Annotated in this window: 15 protein-coding genes; 9 read left to right on the forward strand and 6 right to left on the reverse strand. The window is 71.7% G+C overall.

The window, feature by feature from the left end; genetic code table 11:
* Window positions 1-131: 131 nt before the first annotated feature.
* From ABZX11_RS23755 to ABZX11_RS23770, 4 genes are all read left to right on the forward strand, one after another.
* Entirely contained in the window at window positions 132-1,142 is a 1,011-nt protein-coding gene (locus tag ABZX11_RS23755) for a LacI family DNA-binding transcriptional regulator (protein WP_254896636.1), read from the forward strand.
* A gap of 46 nt (window positions 1,143-1,188) precedes the next feature.
* Entirely contained in the window at window positions 1,189-3,486 is a 2,298-nt protein-coding gene (locus tag ABZX11_RS23760; RefSeq protein WP_354916348.1) for a glycoside hydrolase family 3 N-terminal domain-containing protein, read from the forward strand.
* A complete protein-coding gene (locus ABZX11_RS23765; RefSeq protein ID WP_354916351.1) occupies window positions 3,483-4,712 on the forward strand; it encodes an SGNH/GDSL hydrolase family protein in 1,230 nt (409 codons plus the stop codon). Before ABZX11_RS23760 ends, ABZX11_RS23765 begins: the two co-directional genes overlap by 4 nt.
* 222 nt (window positions 4,713-4,934) lie before the next feature.
* Entirely contained in the window at window positions 4,935-5,783 is an 849-nt protein-coding gene (locus ABZX11_RS23770; RefSeq protein ID WP_354916354.1) for an Asp23/Gls24 family envelope stress response protein, read from the forward strand.
* 26 nt (window positions 5,784-5,809) lie between these two features.
* Here ABZX11_RS23770 and ABZX11_RS23775 read toward each other — a convergent pair whose 3' ends face one another.
* The 5 genes from ABZX11_RS23775 to ABZX11_RS23795 form a co-directional block, all read right to left on the reverse strand.
* Window positions 5,810-6,364, reverse strand: a complete 555-nt coding sequence (locus ABZX11_RS23775) for a dihydrofolate reductase family protein (RefSeq protein WP_354916357.1) — start codon at window positions 6,362-6,364, stop codon at window positions 5,810-5,812.
* A 67-nt stretch (window positions 6,365-6,431) separates the two neighbouring features.
* Window positions 6,432-9,506, reverse strand: coding sequence for a DUF87 domain-containing protein (locus ABZX11_RS23780; RefSeq protein WP_354916360.1), 3,075 nt, complete (start codon window positions 9,504-9,506; stop codon window positions 6,432-6,434).
* Between the two features lie 2 nt (window positions 9,507-9,508).
* Complete coding sequence (locus ABZX11_RS23785; protein ID WP_354916363.1) at window positions 9,509-10,150, reverse strand: hypothetical protein; 642 nt, start codon at window positions 10,148-10,150, stop codon at window positions 9,509-9,511.
* 23 nt (window positions 10,151-10,173) lie between these two features.
* Window positions 10,174-11,763 carry a CATRA system-associated protein gene (locus tag ABZX11_RS23790; RefSeq protein WP_354916366.1) on the reverse strand — a complete coding sequence of 530 codons (1,590 nt, stop codon included), beginning with the start codon at window positions 11,761-11,763 and terminating at the stop codon, window positions 10,174-10,176.
* Window positions 11,764-11,766: 3 nt separating this feature from the next.
* Window positions 11,767-12,336, reverse strand: a complete 570-nt coding sequence (locus ABZX11_RS23795; RefSeq protein WP_176169788.1) for a toll/interleukin-1 receptor domain-containing protein — start codon at window positions 12,334-12,336, stop codon at window positions 11,767-11,769.
* 242 nt (window positions 12,337-12,578) lie between these two features.
* On the opposite strand from ABZX11_RS23795, the gene ABZX11_RS23800 reads away from it, so the two are divergent.
* Window positions 12,579-13,553: an SEFIR domain-containing protein gene (locus ABZX11_RS23800; RefSeq protein ID WP_176169789.1), complete on the forward strand. Its 975-nt coding sequence runs from the start codon at window positions 12,579-12,581 to the stop codon at window positions 13,551-13,553.
* Between the two features lie 153 nt (window positions 13,554-13,706).
* Here the strand turns inward: ABZX11_RS23800 and ABZX11_RS23805 are convergent, their stop codons facing one another.
* On the reverse strand, window positions 13,707-14,294 hold the full coding sequence (locus ABZX11_RS23805; protein ID WP_354916370.1) for a helix-turn-helix domain-containing protein: 588 nt from the start codon (window positions 14,292-14,294) through the stop codon (window positions 13,707-13,709).
* A gap of 85 nt (window positions 14,295-14,379) precedes the next feature.
* On the opposite strand from ABZX11_RS23805, the gene ABZX11_RS23810 reads away from it, so the two are divergent.
* From ABZX11_RS23810 to ABZX11_RS23825, 4 genes are read left to right on the forward strand one after another with little or no spacing between them, the layout of a single operon-like run.
* A complete protein-coding gene (locus ABZX11_RS23810; protein WP_354916373.1) occupies window positions 14,380-15,675 on the forward strand; it encodes a cytochrome P450 in 1,296 nt (431 codons plus the stop codon).
* Window positions 15,672-16,562, forward strand: coding sequence for an alpha/beta hydrolase (locus ABZX11_RS23815; RefSeq protein ID WP_354916376.1), 891 nt, complete (start codon window positions 15,672-15,674; stop codon window positions 16,560-16,562). The genes ABZX11_RS23810 and ABZX11_RS23815 overlap by 4 nt, the downstream gene beginning before the upstream one ends.
* Window positions 16,546-17,388 carry an SDR family NAD(P)-dependent oxidoreductase gene (locus ABZX11_RS23820; protein WP_354916379.1) on the forward strand — a complete coding sequence of 281 codons (843 nt, stop codon included), beginning with the start codon at window positions 16,546-16,548 and terminating at the stop codon, window positions 17,386-17,388. The genes ABZX11_RS23815 and ABZX11_RS23820 overlap by 17 nt, the downstream gene beginning before the upstream one ends.
* 1 nt (window position 17,389) lies before the next feature.
* Complete coding sequence (locus tag ABZX11_RS23825) at window positions 17,390-18,868, forward strand: NAD(P)/FAD-dependent oxidoreductase (protein ID WP_354916381.1); 1,479 nt, start codon at window positions 17,390-17,392, stop codon at window positions 18,866-18,868.
* Window positions 18,869-18,876 lie beyond the last annotated feature (8 nt).

Raw genomic sequence — 18,876 nt, forward strand, 5'->3', positions numbered from 1 at the left:
GGTCCACTCCTGACGACTTCGGCCGAGTTGGACGGGGCGGCTTCCGCGCCCGGGTTGGCGAAGAGTCTGCTCCCGGGACAAATGCCGTGTCAATCGTTGTCGATAACGTTTTCTATGGCTAGTCTGAGCCGATGCAGCCCAGTTCCAGGGTGACCATCCGTGACGTCGCCGCCCGGGCCGGCGTCTCGGTGGCCACGGTTTCGAAGGTGATCAACGAGCGCTACGGCGTCTCCGCCGCGACGCTCGCCCGAGTCCGCGCCGTGATCGAAGAGCTCGGTTACGAAGCGAGCTTGGTGGCGCAGAGCCTGAGAAACCACCGGACGAACGTCATCGGCATCCTGGTCGCCGACCTGGAGCCGTTCTCGACGGAGCTGCTCAAGGGTGCGGCGGACGCCATCCGCGGCAGCGGTTTCGAACTCGTCGTCTACTCCGCGGGCGGGCGCACGGGAGACCCGTTGGGCTGGGAGAAGCGTTACCTGTCCCGGTTGAGCGGGACTCTGGTCGACGGCGCCGTGCTGGTCACCCCCACCGTTTCGCTGGACGTCGTCCCGGGCACGCCGGTCGTCGCCGTCGACCCGCACACCGGGCCGTCGCACCTGCCGACGATCGACTCCGACAACCTGCGCGGGGCGCAGCTGGCCACCGAGCACCTGCTCGACCTGGGGCACCGGCGGATCGCCTTCCTCGCCGGACGGCCGGACCTGCAGTCGGCCGAACTGCGGAAAACGGGGTACCTGCGCGCGTTGACGGCCGCCGGCATCACGCCCGACGAAGACCTGATCCGGATCGGCGCGTACGACCCGGAGATCTCCGCCGCCTCGGCGCACGCCCTGCTCACCGGCCCCGACCGGCCGACCGCGGTGTTCGCCGCGAACGACATCTCGGCCATCGCGACCGTGGACGCGGCCCGCGAGCTCGGGCTGGCCGTGCCCGACGACCTTTCCGTGGTGGGCTTCGACAACGTGCCCGAGTCGGCGCTCTGCAGCCCGCCACTGACCACAGTGGACCAGCCGATCCGCGAGATGGGGCACCGGGCCATCCGCATGCTCATCGCGCTGATCAACGGCGACGAGGTCGAGCGGACCCACGTCACGCTCGACACCGGCCTGGTGGTGCGGCGCTCGACGCGCGCCCTCCTCTGACCGTTCCCTCCTGCTCACTCCTTCACAGACGAAGGGCGGACCTGCCTTGACCACGCAGCCCACCACGGCCGGAGAGCCGTGGCGCGACCCCGCGGCCGACCCGGGCGAACGCGTCCGGGCCCTGATGGCCCGGATGACCCTGCGCGAAAAGCTCGCCCAGCTCTACGGGGTCTGGGTCGGCATCGACTCCGGCGGCGAAATGGCCCCGCACCAGCACGATTTCGTCGACGCGGCGGTCGACTTCGACGAACTGGTCCGGCACGGGATCGGGCAGCTGACCCGCGCGTTCGGCACCCGGCCGGTCGACCCGGTGATCGGGGCGCACAGCCTCGCCCGCACCCAGCGGCAGATCGTCGCCAGCGGCCGGTTCGGGATTCCCGCGGTGGTGCACGAAGAATGCCTGACCGGGCTGGCCGCGTGGCAAGCGACGATCTACCCGGCGCCGCTGTCGTGGGGCGCGACCTTCGACCCCGACCTGGTGCGCCAGATGGCGGCGAAGATCGGGCGGACCATGCGCGACCTCGGGGTGCACCAGGGTCTCGCGCCGGTCCTCGACGTGGCCCGCGACCTGCGCTGGGGGCGGGTCGAGGAAACCATCGGCGAAGACCCCTACCTGGTCGGGACGATCGGCAGCGCGTACGTGGCCGGCCTCGAATCGGCCGGCGTGGTCGCCACGCTCAAGCACTTCGTCGGGTACTCCGCCTCCCGCGCCGGGCGCAACCTCGCGCCGGTTTCGGCGGGCCCGCGCGAAATCGCCGACGTCCTGCTCCCGCCGTTCGAGCAGGCGCTGCGTGCCGGCGCCCGGTCGGTGATGAACGCCTACACCGACACCGACGGCCTGCCCTCCGCCGCCGACCCGGCCCTGCTGACCGATCTCCTGCGGGACACCTACGGGTTCGACGGCACCGTGGTCGCCGACTACTTCTCGGTGGCGTTCCTGCACCGCCTGCACGGGGTCGCGGGCGACCGCGCCGACGCCGCCGCGCAGGCGATCACCGCGGGCATCGACGTCGAGCTGCCGACCATGGACTGCTACGGCGAGCCACTGCTCGCCGCGGTGGAAGGGGGCGCGGTCGATGTCGCCGCCGTCGACCGCGCCCTCGAACGCGTGCTGCGCCAGAAGTGCGAGCTGGGCCTGCTCGACGCGGGGTGGGCCCCGGAGGTCCCCGACGAGATCGACCTCGACGACGCGGAGTCGCGGGCACTGGCCCGCGAGGTGGCCGAGCGTTCGATCGTGCTGCTGCACAACGACGGGACACTGCCGCTGGCCACGGGCACCCGGGTCGCGGTGGTGGGGCCGCGCGCGGACACCCCGGGCGCGATGCTCGGCTGCTACTCCTTCCCGCTGCACGTCGGCGTCCACCACCCCGACGTCCCGTTCGGCGTCTCGGTGCCGACCGTGCTGGAGGCGCTCGGCTCGGCCTACGACGTCACCTACGCGCTGGGCTGCCCGGTCACCGGCGGCGACGACGAGGGGATCGCGCAGGCCGTGGCCGCGTGCGAGGGCGCGTCGGTGTGCGTGGCCGTGCTGGGCGACCGGGCCGGGCTGTTCGGCGGCGGGACGTCCGGCGAAGGCTGCGACGCGGCCGACCTGCGGCTGCCGGGGCGCCAGGAGGAACTCCTGGACGCGCTGCTGGACACGGGCAAGCCGGTGGTGCTCGTCCTGCTCTCGGGGCGGCCGTACGAGCTGTCCCGGCAGCTCCCCCGGCTCGCCGCGGTGGTCTGCGGGTTCTACCCGGGCGAAGAAGGGGCCGGGGCGCTGGCCGACGTCCTCAGCGGCCGGATCGACCCGGCCGGGCGGCTGCCGGTGAGCTTCCCGGCGGCCGGGGCGAGCCAGCCGTCGACCTACCTGGCCGCGCCGCTCGGCCGGAGCAGCGAGGTGTCCACTGTGGATCCGTCGCCGTTGTTCCCGTTCGGGCACGGGCTGTCCTACACCCCGGCGACCTGGCTGGACGTCAGCGCGACGGGCTCGCTCTGGCCGACCGACGGCGTCTGCCGGGTGCGGGTGACGCTGCGCAACGACCACGAGCGCGAGACGTCCGAAGTCGTCCAGGTCTACCTGCACGACCCGGTGGCCGAGGTGGCGCGGCCGGAGCGCCAGCTCATCGCGGCCCGCCGGATCACCCTGCCGCCCGGCGAAACCTGCGTCCTGGAGATCGGCCTGCACGCCGACCTGACGTCCTACACCGGCCGCGCGCGGCAGCGCCAGGTCGACCCCGGTGACGTCGAGCTGCGGGTGGGCACCTCGAGCGAAGAGATCGTCGCGACCCTGCACTGCACGCTGACCGGGCCCCGCCGGATCGTCGGCGCGGACCGGGTCCTGACCCCGGAGTTCTCGTTGTGAGACGCCCCTTGGTGCTCGCCGTCCTGGCCGCGCTGACCGTGCTCTTCGTCGGCGCGTCCGCCCGTCCCGCGCCGTCGCACTGGGTGGCGACGTGGACGTCGATGCCGCAGCTGACCGAGCCGGGGAACCTGCCGCCGGCGCCGTTCACCGGCTCCGACCGGGTGCTCGACGACGCGACCCTGCGCGAAACGGCCCAGGTCACCGTCGGCGGCCCGCGGATCCGGCTGCGGTTCTCCAACGCCTTCGGCGGCTCGCCGCTGCCGCTGACGGCCGTGTCGGTGGCGCGTCCGGCGGCCGGCGCCGCCGGTGTCTCCGGGATCGTGCCGGGCAGCGTCCTCCCGGTGACCTTCCACGGCAAGCCGTCGACGACGGTCCCGCAGGGCGCGCAGGTGGTGTCGGACCCGCTGCCCTTCCCGGTGCGGTCGCTGGAGAACATCGCCGTGACGGCCTACCTCGCGCACGGCCAGGCAACGACGTCGATCACCTCGCACCCGGGCTCGCGGACGACGTCGTACCTGCTGGCGGGCAACCACGTGACGGACCTCGAGCTGCCGGGCGCGACCCCGGTCGACCACTGGTACTTCCTCAGCGGCGTCGAGGTGCTGTCCCCGGCCTCGGCGGTGGCGGTGATCGGCGACTCGATCTCCGACGGCCGCGGCTCGACCACGAACGGCAACGACCGCTGGCCCAACGTGCTCGCCGCGCGCCTGCCCGGGGTGTCCGTGGTGAACCAGGCGGCCGGCGGCAACCGCGTGCTGCAGGACGGCCTCGGCCCGAACGTGCTGGCCCGGCTGGACCGCGATCTGCTGGCCACCAGCGGGGTTTCGTGGGCCATCGTGTTCGAGGGCGTGAACGACATCGGCACCGCGGCCCCGGCCGACGCACTGGCCGTCGCCGACCAGCTGATCGACGCCTACGACCAGATCCTGGTCCGCGCCCACGCCCAGGACATCCGCGTGTACGGTGCCACGATCACGCCGTTCGGCGGCAACACCGGCTACGACGACCCGATGCGGGAGGAAGCACGTCAGCGGGTGAACGCGTGGATCCGCCAGCCGGGCCACTTCGACGCGCTGCTGGATTTCGACAAGGTGGCCCGTGATCCCGCTTCGCCGACCCGGCTGCTGCCGGCCTACGACACCGGGGACCACCTGCACCTCAACCCGGCGGGCTACCGGGCCCTCGGCTCGAGCGTTCCGGCCGTCCTTTTCCGGAACGACGGGTAGAAATCGTCAAGCGCCAAAAAGAAGACAATTCCCGGACGTGGTTTCCCCCGGCTGATCACCGACAGCCGACCTCGGTCTGACGCACGGTGATCAGCCGGATATCTGTTGGGACACAAGCGAGTCTCGAAGACAGGGGCCCAGTGACGCGCGTCACGGGTCGTCCCCTAACATGTCGCCGTCTCCAGTCCCCACAGGTAGTCGTCGCTCCCGGAAAGGGAAACCATGTCCGACGTCATCAACAGCATCTTCGGCCGCCCCAAGAACGAAAACACCGGCTCGGCCGGGTACGCCTACGGCACGGTCGAGCCGGCACCGGTGGTCGCCGAGGCGCCCGCCGAAAGCGCTCCCGGGACCGACGAGGCGGCCGTCGTCGAGGAGACGGAATCCGCACCGGAGGCCGAAGCCGCCGCGGAAACCGTGGAGGACCAGTCCGAAGCCGGCACCGACGATGCCGCCGAGGCGAGCGACGAGGAGGTCACCGGGGCCGACGAGGAGGCGGTCGCCGAGGACACCGAAGAGGACTCCGCCGAAGCGGACGTGGACTCCGCCGAGGAGGACTCCGCTGAGGACGACGTCGCTGACGACGACGTCGCCGAGGACGTTGCCGAGACCGACGCCGAGCCGGAAGCCGAAGCCGTTGCGGCGGAAGAGCCGGTCGCCGAAGCGGAGCCGGCGGCCGAGACCGCCTCGGTGACCGAGACCGAGCCGGCGGAAGCCGAAACCGTGGCAGCCGAGCCGGTTGCCGAGGCGGAGCCGGCGGCGGCCCGCCCCGCCGCGGGATCCCGCGGCAGCACCACGATCGCCGACGGGGTGGTCGGCAAGATCGTCGTGCGGATCGCCGCGCAGACCGCGGGCGTGCACAGCGTCGCCGAGGACGGCATCACGGTCGAGCTCGCCGACGAGGTCGCCTGGGTGACGATCCCGGTGGTGATCGAGTTCGGCCACGCGGTCAAGGCGCTGGGCGAGCAGATCCGCGTCGCGGTGATCGACGCCGTCGAGCAGTTCCTCGGCTTGGACGTCGAGGTCGTCGACGTGTACGTCACGGACATCCACTTCCCCGAAGCGGACTGACCCGCGCCGCCGTGCGCCGCGGCTTCTCAGCGGCGCACGGCGTACCGCAGGTGCAGCACGTCGCGGTCCGGCAGCTGCCGCAGCAGCTCGAACCCGGCGGGTCCGGTGCCCTCGAACAGTCGGCGTCCCTCGCCGAGCAGCACCGGGAGCAGGTGGATCTCCACCTCGTCCAGCCGGCCGGCCCGCAGCAGCGCCTGCGCGGCGCCCGCGCCGTGCACCATGACGACCCGGTCGCCCGCGGCCGCGCGGGCTTCTTCGGCGCACGCAACGACATCGGTGTAGTAGCGCGCGCTGCCCGGCGGCCGGTCGGCCGGGTCCACGTGGTGGGTCAGCACGTGGATCGGCACGCCGTCGTGGTGGTCGCCGCCCCAGCGGCCGGCCAGCTCGTAGGTCCGGCGGCCCGAGATCAGCGCGCCGGTCGCCAGCGCCTCGCGGTAGACCTGCCCGCTGGGGCCGTCGCCGTGGCGGTCGTCCAGCCAGTCGAAGAGCCGGCCGCCGCCGCGGCCCAGCTCCTGGCCCGGACGGTCGTCCGGGCCCGCGATGAAGCCGTCGAGCGACATGGACATGGAGAGGCGGATCATCGGGGACTCCTCGGGCCGGGTGCGCTTCACCCACGCGTCGAACGAACCCCGCCCGGATCGACCGCCCTCAGCCTGCTTTCGCCCGCGCGATCACCTCTTCCAGCCGCAGCGGGCTGGCCGGGTGGTGGGACAGGCACAGCGGCGTCGCCACCTGGCGGAAGCCGAACGCCTCCCCCGCCACGTAGAACTGCGCTCGTTCGAGCCGCGAGATGTCCGCGACCGGGCTGCCCTTCGCCCTGGCCAGTTCGTTGGCCGCGGCGATCTGGGCCGGGCTGTTGAGGCGGCCGAAGAACTGCGTCATCGCGTTGCCGACCACCTGGTTGTGCAGCCCCTTGGGCGCCTGCGTGGCGAACAGCAGGCCGAGGCCGTACTTGCGGGCCTGGGACGCGAGCACGATGGTGCTGCGCGTGCTGGCCGTGAGGCTCCCGGAGGACGCCAGCGTCTGGGCCTCGTCCATGACGAAGAGCGCGCCCAGCGGCCGGTCGCCGGCGGGGTGGCGTTTGATCCAGGCGAACAGTTCCATCTGCAGCTGGTTGACGAAGTTCTGCCGCTGTTCCTCGGCGGGCAGCCCGACGAAGCTGATCACGGAGACGCGCGCCCGCTTGCCGCCGGCCGGGGTGAGCAGCGTGCCGGGGTCGACGGGCTCTCCGCCGCCGGCGAAGAGCGGGTCGTTGACCATCGCGGCCTTGAGGACTTCGGCCAGGTCGGCGGCGATGCGCTTGGCGTCGTTGAGGTTGCTGACGTCCTCGGGCAGGTCGGACATCAGCTCGACGAGGTCGGGCAGGCTGCGTGACCCGGTCTTCGCGTGGTGGACGACGGCCTGCCGGAGCACGGCCAGCCCGATGTTCGCTTTCGCGGTGGCCCCGGTCAGCCGCACCTGAGGGGCGAGCGTCGCCACGGCGACCTCGACGGCGGCGGTGAATTCGTCGGTGTCGTCGAGAACGCCGGCGAAGTCGGGCAGGGGCCGGAAGGCGAGCGGCCGCCCGGTGGCCCGCCCGGGCGTCCAGACGACGACGTCGGTGCCGGCGAGGTACTGCCGGGCGAGTTCGGCATCGCCGTTCGTCCAGCCACCGGGCGGTTCGGGCCAGGTGTCCCCGAGCCGGGCGAGGTCGTTGTTGGGATCGAGGACGATGGCGGACACCCCGCGCAAGGCGCACTCCTCGACGATCCGCCGCAGCAGCACGGTCTTCCCGGACCCGGAACCGGCGAAGACGGCCGCGTGCTTGCGCAGCGCGGAGAGTTCGATCCGCACGGGCTCCCCCGACCCGACGACGGTCCCGAGCGTGATTTCCTCATCCCCCGGCGGCGGGTGGGTTTCCCCGCCGGCCTTCTCGTTGGCCGAGGGCTGTTCGGGCAGGACAGTGGACAACAGGTCCGACCGGCTGGCGGGCCGCCGGTCGATGAGCCACTCGTGCAGCTCGCGGCCGCCGTTGCCGAGCATCTTCTGCAGCGCCCAGAAGGTCCGCACGTCGGCGTCCGAGAGCCGGATCGTCCGGCCGCCCGCGGCCGTGAACTTCTCGACCTCTTCGCGCGTCTTGGCTCCGCGTCCCCAGGCGTCGCGCAGGATGACCAGGTGCCGGTTGTCCACGCCCTGCCGCTGGCCCGCCTCGGACCGGGCCTTCCGGAACCGGCTCAGCGCGGCCCGCGGGTCGCGGGCCGCGATTGCGCGGAAGACCCAGTGCTCCTGCAGGTCCGCTGCCTCGTCGAGGGTCCGGGTCAGCCAGGCGTGCACTTCGCTCAGGCCGGCCTGGCGCTCGCACGACCACTCCATGTCGTCGTCGCCGACCTCGGTGACCCAGCACCGCAGGGCCGCGGAGAGCAGCCCCGGCATCACCCGGTCCACGAGGGACTCGGCGAGCAGCTTCCCGGGGTCGACTTCGGCCTGCAGCTTCTCGAATTCGGCGTCGAGCTCGGCGAACCGGTCGTTCTCGACCGCGGTGCGCGCCGGAGCGACCGGCAGCGGAGCCTTCTCGTCGAAGGAAAGGAGTTCCTTGGCTTCGCCCGCCCGCAGGCACCCGTCGATGTGGGCGCCGATGCGCTTGAGCAGCTGCCGCGGGGTCCACTGCTCCCACGGTTCGGCGAACGCTTCCGGCGCAACCGGCCAGGTCGCGTGCGGCGGGCTGAAGTCCATGGCCTCGTAGGCCACCCCGAGCCGTTTCGCCACCAGCGCACGACCCACTTCGGCATCGGTGATCCGGCCGAGTGCGGTCGCCTCGCGAAAGCGGTCGGGAACGGTACCCGCCGCCTTCGTCTTGATCTGCGTCCAGGTGCTCGGCAGGCAGGCCAGCACGGTGAGGGTCTTGCGGGTGACCTCCCGCAGGCCCATGAGCCCGTCCGCGATCCGAGCCACGAGCAGGTCTTCCTCGGCGCTGTCCCCGATCTCCTGTGTTCGCTTCACCGACCGCGAAATCAGGGTGTCCAGCTGGTCCACGGCGATCACGACCGGGCCGGTGAGAGCGAGCAGCCGGGTGATCTCCCGGACGAGCGTCCGGGAAGGTTTCGGTCGCGAGTAGATGTTCCACTGGCGGGCTTCGGAGGTCAGCTCGGTATCACCGTCCAGGTAATCCTCACCGATGTACTTGTCCTTCCGGTCCCGGCTCGCGATCAGCACGAGAGCCCGGGCGGTGTCCCCGCATTCGTCGGCGACCATTTCGTCGAGCTTCGCCACCCCGTCGACGAAAGCCTCGACATCTTCGACGGTCAGCCCGCGGCCGTGCCGGATCCTCGCCTCGACCTCGGCATCGACCTGAGCCCGCAGGCACACCCGGAGCAAGAACCTCCTCAGCTGCGACTCACCCGAGTCATCCGGCCGCGCCAGACCCTGACGCAGCGCCTCGGCCGTGTTCTCCCAGAACGCCTCGGCCGCGGTGACGTCGTCGAGGAAGAAGTACCCCCGTGCGCGGTGCACCCGCCGCCGGACCAAACCCAGCAGGTGGGTCTTGCCGACACCCTTCAAGCCCTGCAGGACAAGGCCGACCGGGCTGGGTCCATCACTGGAGGTGGCGTCACGGATCCCGGTCTCGAGTGCGTGGAGCGCGTCGACGTGCAATCCGTCGACGTGGTAGGGCGAATCTTGCCAAACGTGGTCGGGGGTGTCCGCCCAATCGAAACTCAGGTTCGCCAGTGCCCTCATCTCATCCATGGCTATGCCTCGATCGAGAGCAGGTGGTTGTCTTCGCCACCGAGGCGGATCGCGGCCTCGTGGTCGGCGGCCGTGAGTGCCTTGCGGTTGTCCTCCGGGACGAGGTGGGCCTTCCCTGCCCGGCTCAGCTCCTTGAGCACGGCATCGACTTCCGCGGCCGGCGCGCCGAGCTTGGGCCGCAGGTCGACCAGCCCGACCCAGCCGCGTGGCTCCTTCACCAGTTCGCGGTACGCCGCCCGGATGCGCCCCTCCAGGTCGGCCGGCGGCGCCCCGTTCGCGCTCGGTGCCGGCCCGAAGACGTGGAACAGCCGCTTGTTCTCCCGCTGCAGGTACTCCGCCAAACCCCCGAGCACCACGTACAGCGCCGTCGCCAGAGGACTCTGGCCGCGCTGCGGTGGCGGGCCGCCCATCGTCAGCTCGTCTTCGCACCACGCCCAGCCGCTGTCGCTCAGCACGTGCACGTAACTCCGCCTCGGGCCAGTGCGCTCGCTGTCCACGTAGCCGAGCTTGTTCAGCCCGGTGCGCTCGGTGCCCGTGAGGGTGAAGCCGGCCACCTCCGCCAGCTCCTGGTTGGGCACCTCGCGGCCCAGCACCATCAGCGTGAACATCGCCGCGGTCTGTTTGTGTCCCAAGCGGTCGGTCATCCGAGGTCCTTCCGGTGGTTCGGCTACGTCGTGGTGCGGGCGAGGGCGTGCAGGAGCAGGTCGATCGCGCGGCGGGTCTCCCGGGGTGCCGGGGAGTGGTCGCCGGCGTCGGGGGTGCGGGGTTTGGCCGCCACCGTCAGGTCCACCGCCAGCTCGGCCGTGCGGGCGTCGTCGCCCGCTTCGACCGCTGCCTGCAGCTCGGCCAGCAGCTCCGCGACCAGGTCCCAGCGGGACGGGCGCAGCCGGGCGCCGCGGACCTGGGCGAGCAACGCGGTCAGGTCGGCGGCCGGGGCGGGTGACGGGGTGCCGCCCTTCAGCTGGGCGACCAGATCCTCGGCGACACCGGCCAGGCCGCGGGCGCCGACGCGCAGGTAGCGGAGGTTGCCGACGTAGCCAGGGAGCCCGGCCGCCTGGGTGCCCGCGGTCAGGATCGGGATCACCCGGCGGTCCTGGCCGAACGACCGCTGCAGGAACAGCTCGACCTCGGCCTGCTGCCAGCGGCTCACCTTGCCGTCGACGATCAGGCACAGGTGGCGTGCGTCGTCCTCGGCCCGCTCCAGCATCGACTGGTCGCCCGACAGCGACTTCACCGCCCGGACGCCCCGCTTCCCCAGTTCCGCGAGCAGCTCACCGGCGGGCTCGATGACCGACCGCGGGATGCTGACCCGCAGTTCGTGCTTGAACTTGCGGTGGCTCGCCCGCACCGCCGCCACGTAGGCGTCGCGGTTCTCCGCCAGCAGGTCCGTGCGGTCGAGGCGGTAGGCGATCACCGCCGCCACCGTCTCCAGCGCGAAGCCGATCTGGTCCGCGCTCGGCGTCTTCTCCGACAGCACCGGCAGCTGCTCGCCGAAGCTCCAGTACGACACGTACGGCAGCGTGAGGTGGCGGGACATCGTCTCCGGCGCGACGCGCTGGTCGAGCCACGGGCCGTACAGCCCGGCCGTCTCCGCGACGACGGTCTTGCGCCACTCCTCCGACCGGCCGTACTCCTCCCGGCTGTCGAACCTGGACAGCACCGGCAGGACGGTCAGCCGCGAACGGTCGTAGGGCAGCAGGTTCCGCGCGGCGTCCGCGCGCCCGGCGAGCTCCGTCGCCCCGCGGATGCTCTGCCGGTTCGCGGTGAACAGCACCACCAGGTGGTCCGGCAGGTGGGCGGTGCAGATGCCGCCGATGTCGGAGATCCCGGTGCGGCTGTCGATGAGCACGAAGTCGTAGTCGGTGGTCCACTGCTCGCGGCACTTCTCGAGGTATTCGCCGAACCCCTCGTCGTACAGGGCTTCCCAGTCGATCGACTGGACCTGCCCGACGTAGTCCTCGTCCTCGCGCCCGGCCGCGAGGAAGTCGAGCGCACCGCTGCGGCGCAGCCGCAGCGCGTGGGCGTCGGGGGCGAACCGGCCGGCCCGGAAGTCGTCGACGAGGTCGACGACGCCGCCGCGGGGCCGCTCCGGCAGCCGCGGCCGGAAGTAGTCGCCGAGGCCGGGCGCTTCCAGGTCCCAGTCGAGGCAGAGGACGCGGTGGCCCCACCGGGCGAGCAGCACGGCGATGTTGGCCAGGGTGAAGCTGCGGCCGACGCCGCCCTTGTAGGAGTAGAAGGTGAACACCGATCCCGGCATCGGTCAGAACCTCGGTATCCGCGCCGTCGCCGGCGGCTCGGGGTCCGGCGTGTGCACCGGCCAGTCCGGCCGCCAGTCCGGCGCTCGTTCGATGAGGTCTTCGAGCTCACCGGCGATCTGCTGGATCTGCTCGTTGAAGTCGAGGTACGCCGGCGCGGCCTGGAAGTGCTCGAACGGGTGGTTCCACTGCTGCAGGTCCCGCAGGCGCCGCTCGTGGGCCCACGGCGGGAAGTTCCGGGAGTCGCAGAAGATCACCGGGTAGATCAACGGCCGGGTGCGGGTGGTCAGCGCTTCCCGTTTCGCCATCGAATGCCACTCCGCGAGGCACCATTCGTCCCGGAAGTACTTCGGCGAGCACACCGGAACCAGCACCCGGGTGCGCAGCAGCGCGGTGCGGACCTCGCCTGCCCAGCTCGCGCCGGTGCGGACCTGGTCGTCGCAGAATATCCGGACGTCCCGGTAGAAGTTGCTGTCGAGCACTTCGGCCAGCCGGGGCCGGAAATGATTCTTCACCCACGCCGAAATGTCCCGGCCGGCGCGCTGGTAGCTGATGAACACGTCGTACTCGTACACGCGTGCCGTCGCTCCTTCACCGCTCCCCACCAGGCAACGGCCCATCCTAGGCCGGGCCCGCGCGCCGGGAGAAGGCTCCAAACCGGACAGAAAGATGCCAATACTTGGCCACCGGTGGACAAATTCGTCGCCTGCTCGGAAAAGCTTGACAAACGCGCTGGCTGCAGATAGACGACAGGCAGCATTGCGAATGGCCGATCGGCGAGATCGGTGATTCACCGACTCGACGCGAAGGGGCGCCAATGCCCGACCGTGCCGCGCCCCGGGTGTTCGTGACCTATTCGCACGACACGCCGGAGCACAAGAAACTCGTCGAACGGTTCGCCGCGTTCCTGCGCACCGGGATCGGCTTGGACGTCCACCTCGACGCCTGGTACGACAACGTGCGCCGGGACTGGTCGCTGTGGGCCACCGAGCAGCTCACCAAGGCGGACTTCATCGTCGTCGTCGCCTCCCCCGACTACAAGCGCCGCGCCGACGGCACCGCACTGCCCCACGAGGGCCGGGGCGCCCAGTTCGAGGCGGCGATCATCCGCGACAACCTCACCCGGGACCTGCGCCGCGAAACCGAGCGGGTGCTGCCGGTCGTCCTGCCGGGCCGCTCGATCGACGAGATCCCGGTCTTCCTCAACGCCCACTCGACGACGCGCTACCACGTCGACGAGTTCACCGAAGCCGGCGTGGCCGACCTCCTCGCCGCGATCACCGGGCAGGGCCAGTACCCGATGCCCCGCCGCGGCAGATGGCGCGGCGGGGCCCGCGAGGAGCAGCACGAGCCCGCGAGCGAGGTGCCGTGGCTGCACGCCAGCAAGGGGGTGAAACGCGAAGCCGCCGGCATCGATGGCGTGCGCTACGAGCAGAGCATCGTGCTGCGCCCGACGTCACCGCCGGCCCCCGGTCCGGGCTACGTCGAACTGGACCTCGGCGGCAACTACCGGCGGTTCACCACCGTCGCCGGCGTGCTCGACGACGCCGCGGACCCGTTCCAGGTGGGCCGGGTCCGCGTGGTGCTCGACGGCACCCCGCGCTCCGAACACGACGTCTCAGCGGGCAAACCCGCCGTCATCGACCTGGACGTCACCGGCGCGCGCGTACTGCGTGTGGAGATGTCCCGGCCCGGCACACCGGCATCTCCGCTGCGGTCCGGAGCGTGGGTCACCACCCCGCGGAACGGGCGACCGCCCGAACTGGCGCTGGGCGATCCGACCATGACCTAGCCCGGCAAGCCGCCAGGTCCACCGACCGCAACGCCGCCCACCGTTTCCCGGCCGCCGCCCCGGCTTCCGCGACCATGCCGACCAGCTTCAGCAGCGCCGGCCTCCGCGCACAACGCCGCCGCCGGGATCTCGATCATGAACTCACCAGACCCATCAGGCCGGGCCGAGCAGGGCGATCGACGCCCGCACCGCGACTTCCGTGACGTCGCCGGCCCGCCCGCCGTCCTCCACGGTTGTCGCGATCAGCTCGCGCAGTCCTCCCAGCAGCATGATCGACAGCTGGCGGGACGGCGGGCTGATCCCCGCCGCGCGCAGTGACGGTGTGTCCGTCAGGCGCTGGGTCATCGCGATGAACCCCTCCATCGCGTCGCGCTGCAGGTCGCGGGCCGCCGCGCCGAGTGCGGGGACGTCGCGGATCCAGCTCAGCGTGATCGCCGGCTCGGATTCCGCGCACGCGATCCACGCCTCGATCGCCTGGCGGACCTGGACCGCCCACGGTGCCTGCGGGTCCACCGCCTCGGAGATCTGGCGGATCATCGAGCGGTTCGCCTCCGCCAGGAGCGCGATCAGGCACTCCTCGCGGCTGGAGAAGTGCTCGTAGAACGTCCGGCGGGACGTGCGGGCGCGGCGGACGACGTCGGCCACCGTGGTGTCGCGGAAGCCCGTCTCGGTGATCGACTCGGCCAGCCCGTCCAGGAGGCGTTGCCGGTGCCGGCGGGTGTCGACGTCCACGGGAATCACGCTATACCCCTCCTCTTGAAACGGGATGGTACACCGGCGTACCGTACCGACGGTACGTTCGCGTACCACTTTTCCGGGAGGGTCGATGACGACCATGACAAGCCCCGCGACCCTGCCGCCGGGGCCCACCGCGCCACGGGCGGTCCAGGGCGCCTACGCGCTGACGCAGCCCCTGCGCGGCCTGCGGCGGCTCAAAGACCGCTACGGCGACGCCTTCACGGTGAACGTGCCGATCTTCGGCAACGCCGTGGTGATCAGCGGCCCCGCCGAGATCAAGCAGCTGTTCACCTCCGGGCCCGAGCTCGTCGACAACCTCGAGGTCAACCTCGGGCGTGTGCTGGGACCGCGCTCGATGTTCGCGCTGTCCGGCGAGGAGCACAAACGGCAGCGGAAGCTCCTGGTCCCGCCGTTCCATGGCCGCCGCCTCGCCGCCTACGAGCAGATCGTCGAAGAGGAAACCGTCCGCGAACTGGCGACCTGGCCCGAAGGCACCGCTTTCGCCACGCTGCCGTCGATGATGCGGATCACCCTTAACGCCATCCTCCGCGCCGTCTTCGGTGCCGAAGGGGCCGAGTTCGCCGAGCTGCGCGAGCTGCTCCCGCCGTTCGTCACCCTCGGCTCGCGGCTGGCCGTGCTGCCCATCACGAAGAAGGGCCGCGTCAACCCGTGGCGCCGCTTCGAACGGATGCGCCGCGAGTACGACGCCATCGTCGACCGGCTCATCGCCAAGGCCCGCGCCGGGGAGAAGGACGACGTCCTGTCGATGATGCTGCAGACCCGCTACGACGACGGGTCCGGGCTCAGCCGCGAGGAGATCTCCGACCAGCTGCTCACCCTGCTCACCGCCGGCCACGAAACCACGGCGACCACGCTGGCCTGGGCCGTCGAGCGCCTCCGCCGCCACCCCGCCCTGCTGGAAGAACTGCAGGCCGACGACGGCAAGCTCCTCGACGCCACCATCCTCGAGGTCCAGCGCACCCGCCCGGTCATCGACCTCACCGCCCGGCAGGTCAAGCAGGACGGCTTCCGGCTGGGCCGGTGGACGCTGCCGAAGGGGTACGCGGTGCTCGTCAGCATCGCGCTGATCCACGACGACGACCGCGTCTTCCCGCACGCGGCCGCCTTCGACCCGCACCGCTTCGCCGGCGCGCGCCCGGACCTCTACCAGTGGATCCCGTTCGGCGGCGGCACCCGCCGCTGCCTCGGCGCCGCCTTCGCGACCATGGAGATGAGCGTCGTGCTGCGGACCCTGCTGCGGGACTTCACGCTGGTTCCGACGAGCGAGCCCGGCGAACGCTGGCACTCGCGGGGCGTGGCCTACGCCCCGGCCAAGGGCGGCCGCGCGATCGTGCGCCGACGAAGCACCGGAGGAGATTCGTGACCGAACAGATCGCCGACGCCGGCCGGGGGATTTCCCTGGCTTACGAACGGATCGGGGACGACGGCGCCGAGCCGCTGGTGCTCGTCGCCGGGCTGGGCCAGCAGCTGCACAGCTGGCCGGACGCCTTCTGCGCGGAGCTCGCCGGCCGCGGGTACGAGGTGATCCGGTTCGACAACCGCGACGCCGGCCGCTCGACCCACCCGCGGTTCCGGCCGCCGAGCCTGCCCGGCATGCTCGCCGGCCGGTTCCCCGCGCAGCAGTACGACCTGACGGACATGGCCGCGGACACGGTCGGCCTGTTCGACGCCCTGGACATCGAGACGGCCCACATCGCCGGGGTTTCGATGGGCGGCATGATCTCGCAGACCACGGCGGCGCTGTACCCGGACCGGATCCGCACGCTGACGTCGATCATGTCCACGACCGGTTCGCGCCTGCTCGGCCGCCCGGCGTTCTCGACGCTGCGGATGATGGGCGCGAAACCGCCGAAGTCCCGCGAAGAGGCGGTGGAGAGCGCGGTCCGGATGTTCCGGCACATCGGCTCGCACGGCTTCCCGTTCGACGAGGCGTTCGTGCGCGAGCTGGCCGGCACCGGCTGGGACCGCGACCCGACGTCCGGCGGCGTGGGACGGCAGCTCGCCGCGATCATGAAGTCCGGCAACCGGACGCCGCTGCTGCGGAAGATCACCGCGCCCACGCTGGTGATCCACGGCGACCGCGACCGGATGGTCCACCCGACCGGCGGCGCCGCCACCGCGCGGGCCATCCGGGGCGCCCGGCTGGAAACCATCCGCGGCATGGGCCACGACCTGCCCGAAGGCGCCTGGCCCACGATCCTCGACCTGATGGACAAGCACGCGAGGAGCAGCGATGTCACGGCCCCGTAGCCTGAACGGACGGCCGGTGGTGATCACCGGTGCGGCGTCCGGCATCGGCCGGGCGCTGGCCACCCGGCTGTCCCGGTCCGGCTCGCCGGTCGCGCTGGCCGACGTCGACGAAGACGGCCTGAAGGCCACCGCGGCCGCGCTGTCCGGCCGGGTGCTGACCCGGGTCCTCGACGTCCGCGACGCCGAAGACCAGCTGCGGTTCGCCGCCGAGGTCCGCGAGTGGCTCCCGGCGCCGCTGGCCGCGGTGTTCAACAACGCCGGCGTCGCGGTCACCTCGTCGGTGCTCGACGCGGTGCCCGAGGACGACGACTGGCTGCACGAGATCAACTTCCGCGGCGTGGTGCACGGGACGCGGGCGTTCCTGCCGATCCTCGTCGACCAGGGCGAAGGCGCGATCGTGAACACCTCCAGCGTGTACGGCCTGCTCGGGGTGCCGTACCAGAGCGCGTACTGCGCCGCGAAGTTCGCCGTCCGCGGCTTCACCGAGTCGCTGCGGCACGAGCTGCAGGGCACCGGCGTCCGCGCGGTGACCGTCCACCCGGGCGGCATCACGACGAACATCGCGCGCAACGGCCGGGTGCGCCGCGACCCCACGGGACGGGGACGCACCCACGAGCAGATGGCCGCGCAGTTCGAGGCCATGACGATGACGTCGCCGGACAAGGCGGCGGCGATCATCCACGCGGGCGTCGACCGCGGGAAGGCCCGCATCCTGATCGGCCCGGACGCCTACCTGTTCGACGCGCTCGCCCGCATCACCCCCACCCACTACAACGCCGTGCTGACCCGCGTCCTGCAGCGCGCCCGGCGGACGGAGGCGGCCTGAGATGACCGATCACGTCGACGTGCTGATCGTCGGGGCCGGGTTGTCCGGCGTCGGCGCGGCCCACCACCTGCGGACGGCGTTCCCGCGCAAGACCTACGCGATCCTCGAAGCCCGCGAGGCGATCGGCGGTACCTGGGACCTGTTCCGCTACCCCGGCGTCCGGTCCGATTCGGACATGCAGACGCTGGGCTACCGGTTCCGGCCGTGGACCGACGCGAAGGCCATCGCCGACGGCCCGTCGATCCTGCGCTACGTCCGCGACACCGCGGCCGAGGCCGGCATCGACCGCCACATCCGGTTCGGGCACAAGGTCATCCGCGCCTACTGGTCCACAGAGGACGCACTGTGGACGGTCGAGGCCGAGCACCGCGGGAAGCCGGTCGAGTTCACCGCGAAGTTCCTGTACCTGTGCAGCGGCTACTACGACTACGCGGGCGGCCACACGCCGGAATTCCCCGGCATCGGGAACTTCCGCGGCACCGTCGTCCACCCGCAGCACTGGCCCGAGGACCTCGACTACGCCGGCAAGAAGGTCGTCGTCATCGGCAGCGGCGCGACCGCGGTGACCCTCGTGCCGGCGATGACCGACCGCGCCGCGCACGTGACCATGCTGCAGCGCTCCCCCACCTACATCCTGTCGCTGCCGTCGGAGGACGCACTGGCCAACCGGCTGCGCGGGCTGCTCGGCGCGCGGCTGGCGTACCCGATCGCGCGCTGGAAGAACGTCGCGGTGAGCACGCTGATCTACCAGCTCAGCCGGCGCCGCCCGGGTCTGGTGAAGGCCCTGATCCGCAAGGCCACGGCCAAGCAGCTGCCGCCCGGGTTCGCCGTCGACACCCACTTCAAGCCGCGGTACCAGCCGTGGGACCAGCGGCTGTGCCTGGTCCCGGACGGCGACCTGTTCCGCGCGCTGCGCCGGGGCGACGCCTCGATCGTCACCGACCGGATCGCGGAGTTCACCGAGCGGGGGATCCGGCTCGAATCCGGCGACGAGCTCGAAGCGGACGTCGTCGTCACCGCCACCGGGCTGCGGCTGCTGGCCTTCGGCGGCATCGAGCTGTCGGTGGACGGCAACCCGGTGAAGCTGCCGGAGACCATGGCCTACAAGGGCATGATGCTCAGCGGCGTGCCGAACTTCGCGTTCACGATCGGCTACACGAACGCGTCGTGGACGCTCAAGGCGGACCTGGTCGCCGAGTACGTCGTCCGGCTGCTGCGGCACCTCGACCGGCACGGCCACGACCAGGCCGTGCCGGTCAACGACGACCCGGCGGTCACCGAGCGGCCGCTGCTGGACTTCGACGCCGGGTACGTGCTGCGCTCGATCGACGAGTTCCCGAAGGCGGGCTCCCGGGCGCCGTGGCAGCTGGGCATGAGCTACGCCCACGACGTCGTCAAGCTCCGGCACGGCCGCATCGACGACGGCGCGCTGCGGTTCTCGCGGCGGCCCGCGGCGGGAGCGGGCAGACTGAGCGCATGACGCTCGGT

Origin of the sequence: Amycolatopsis sp. NPDC004169 (assembly GCF_040610315.1) — a bacterium.
Lineage (GTDB): Bacteria > Actinomycetota > Actinomycetes > Mycobacteriales > Pseudonocardiaceae > Amycolatopsis.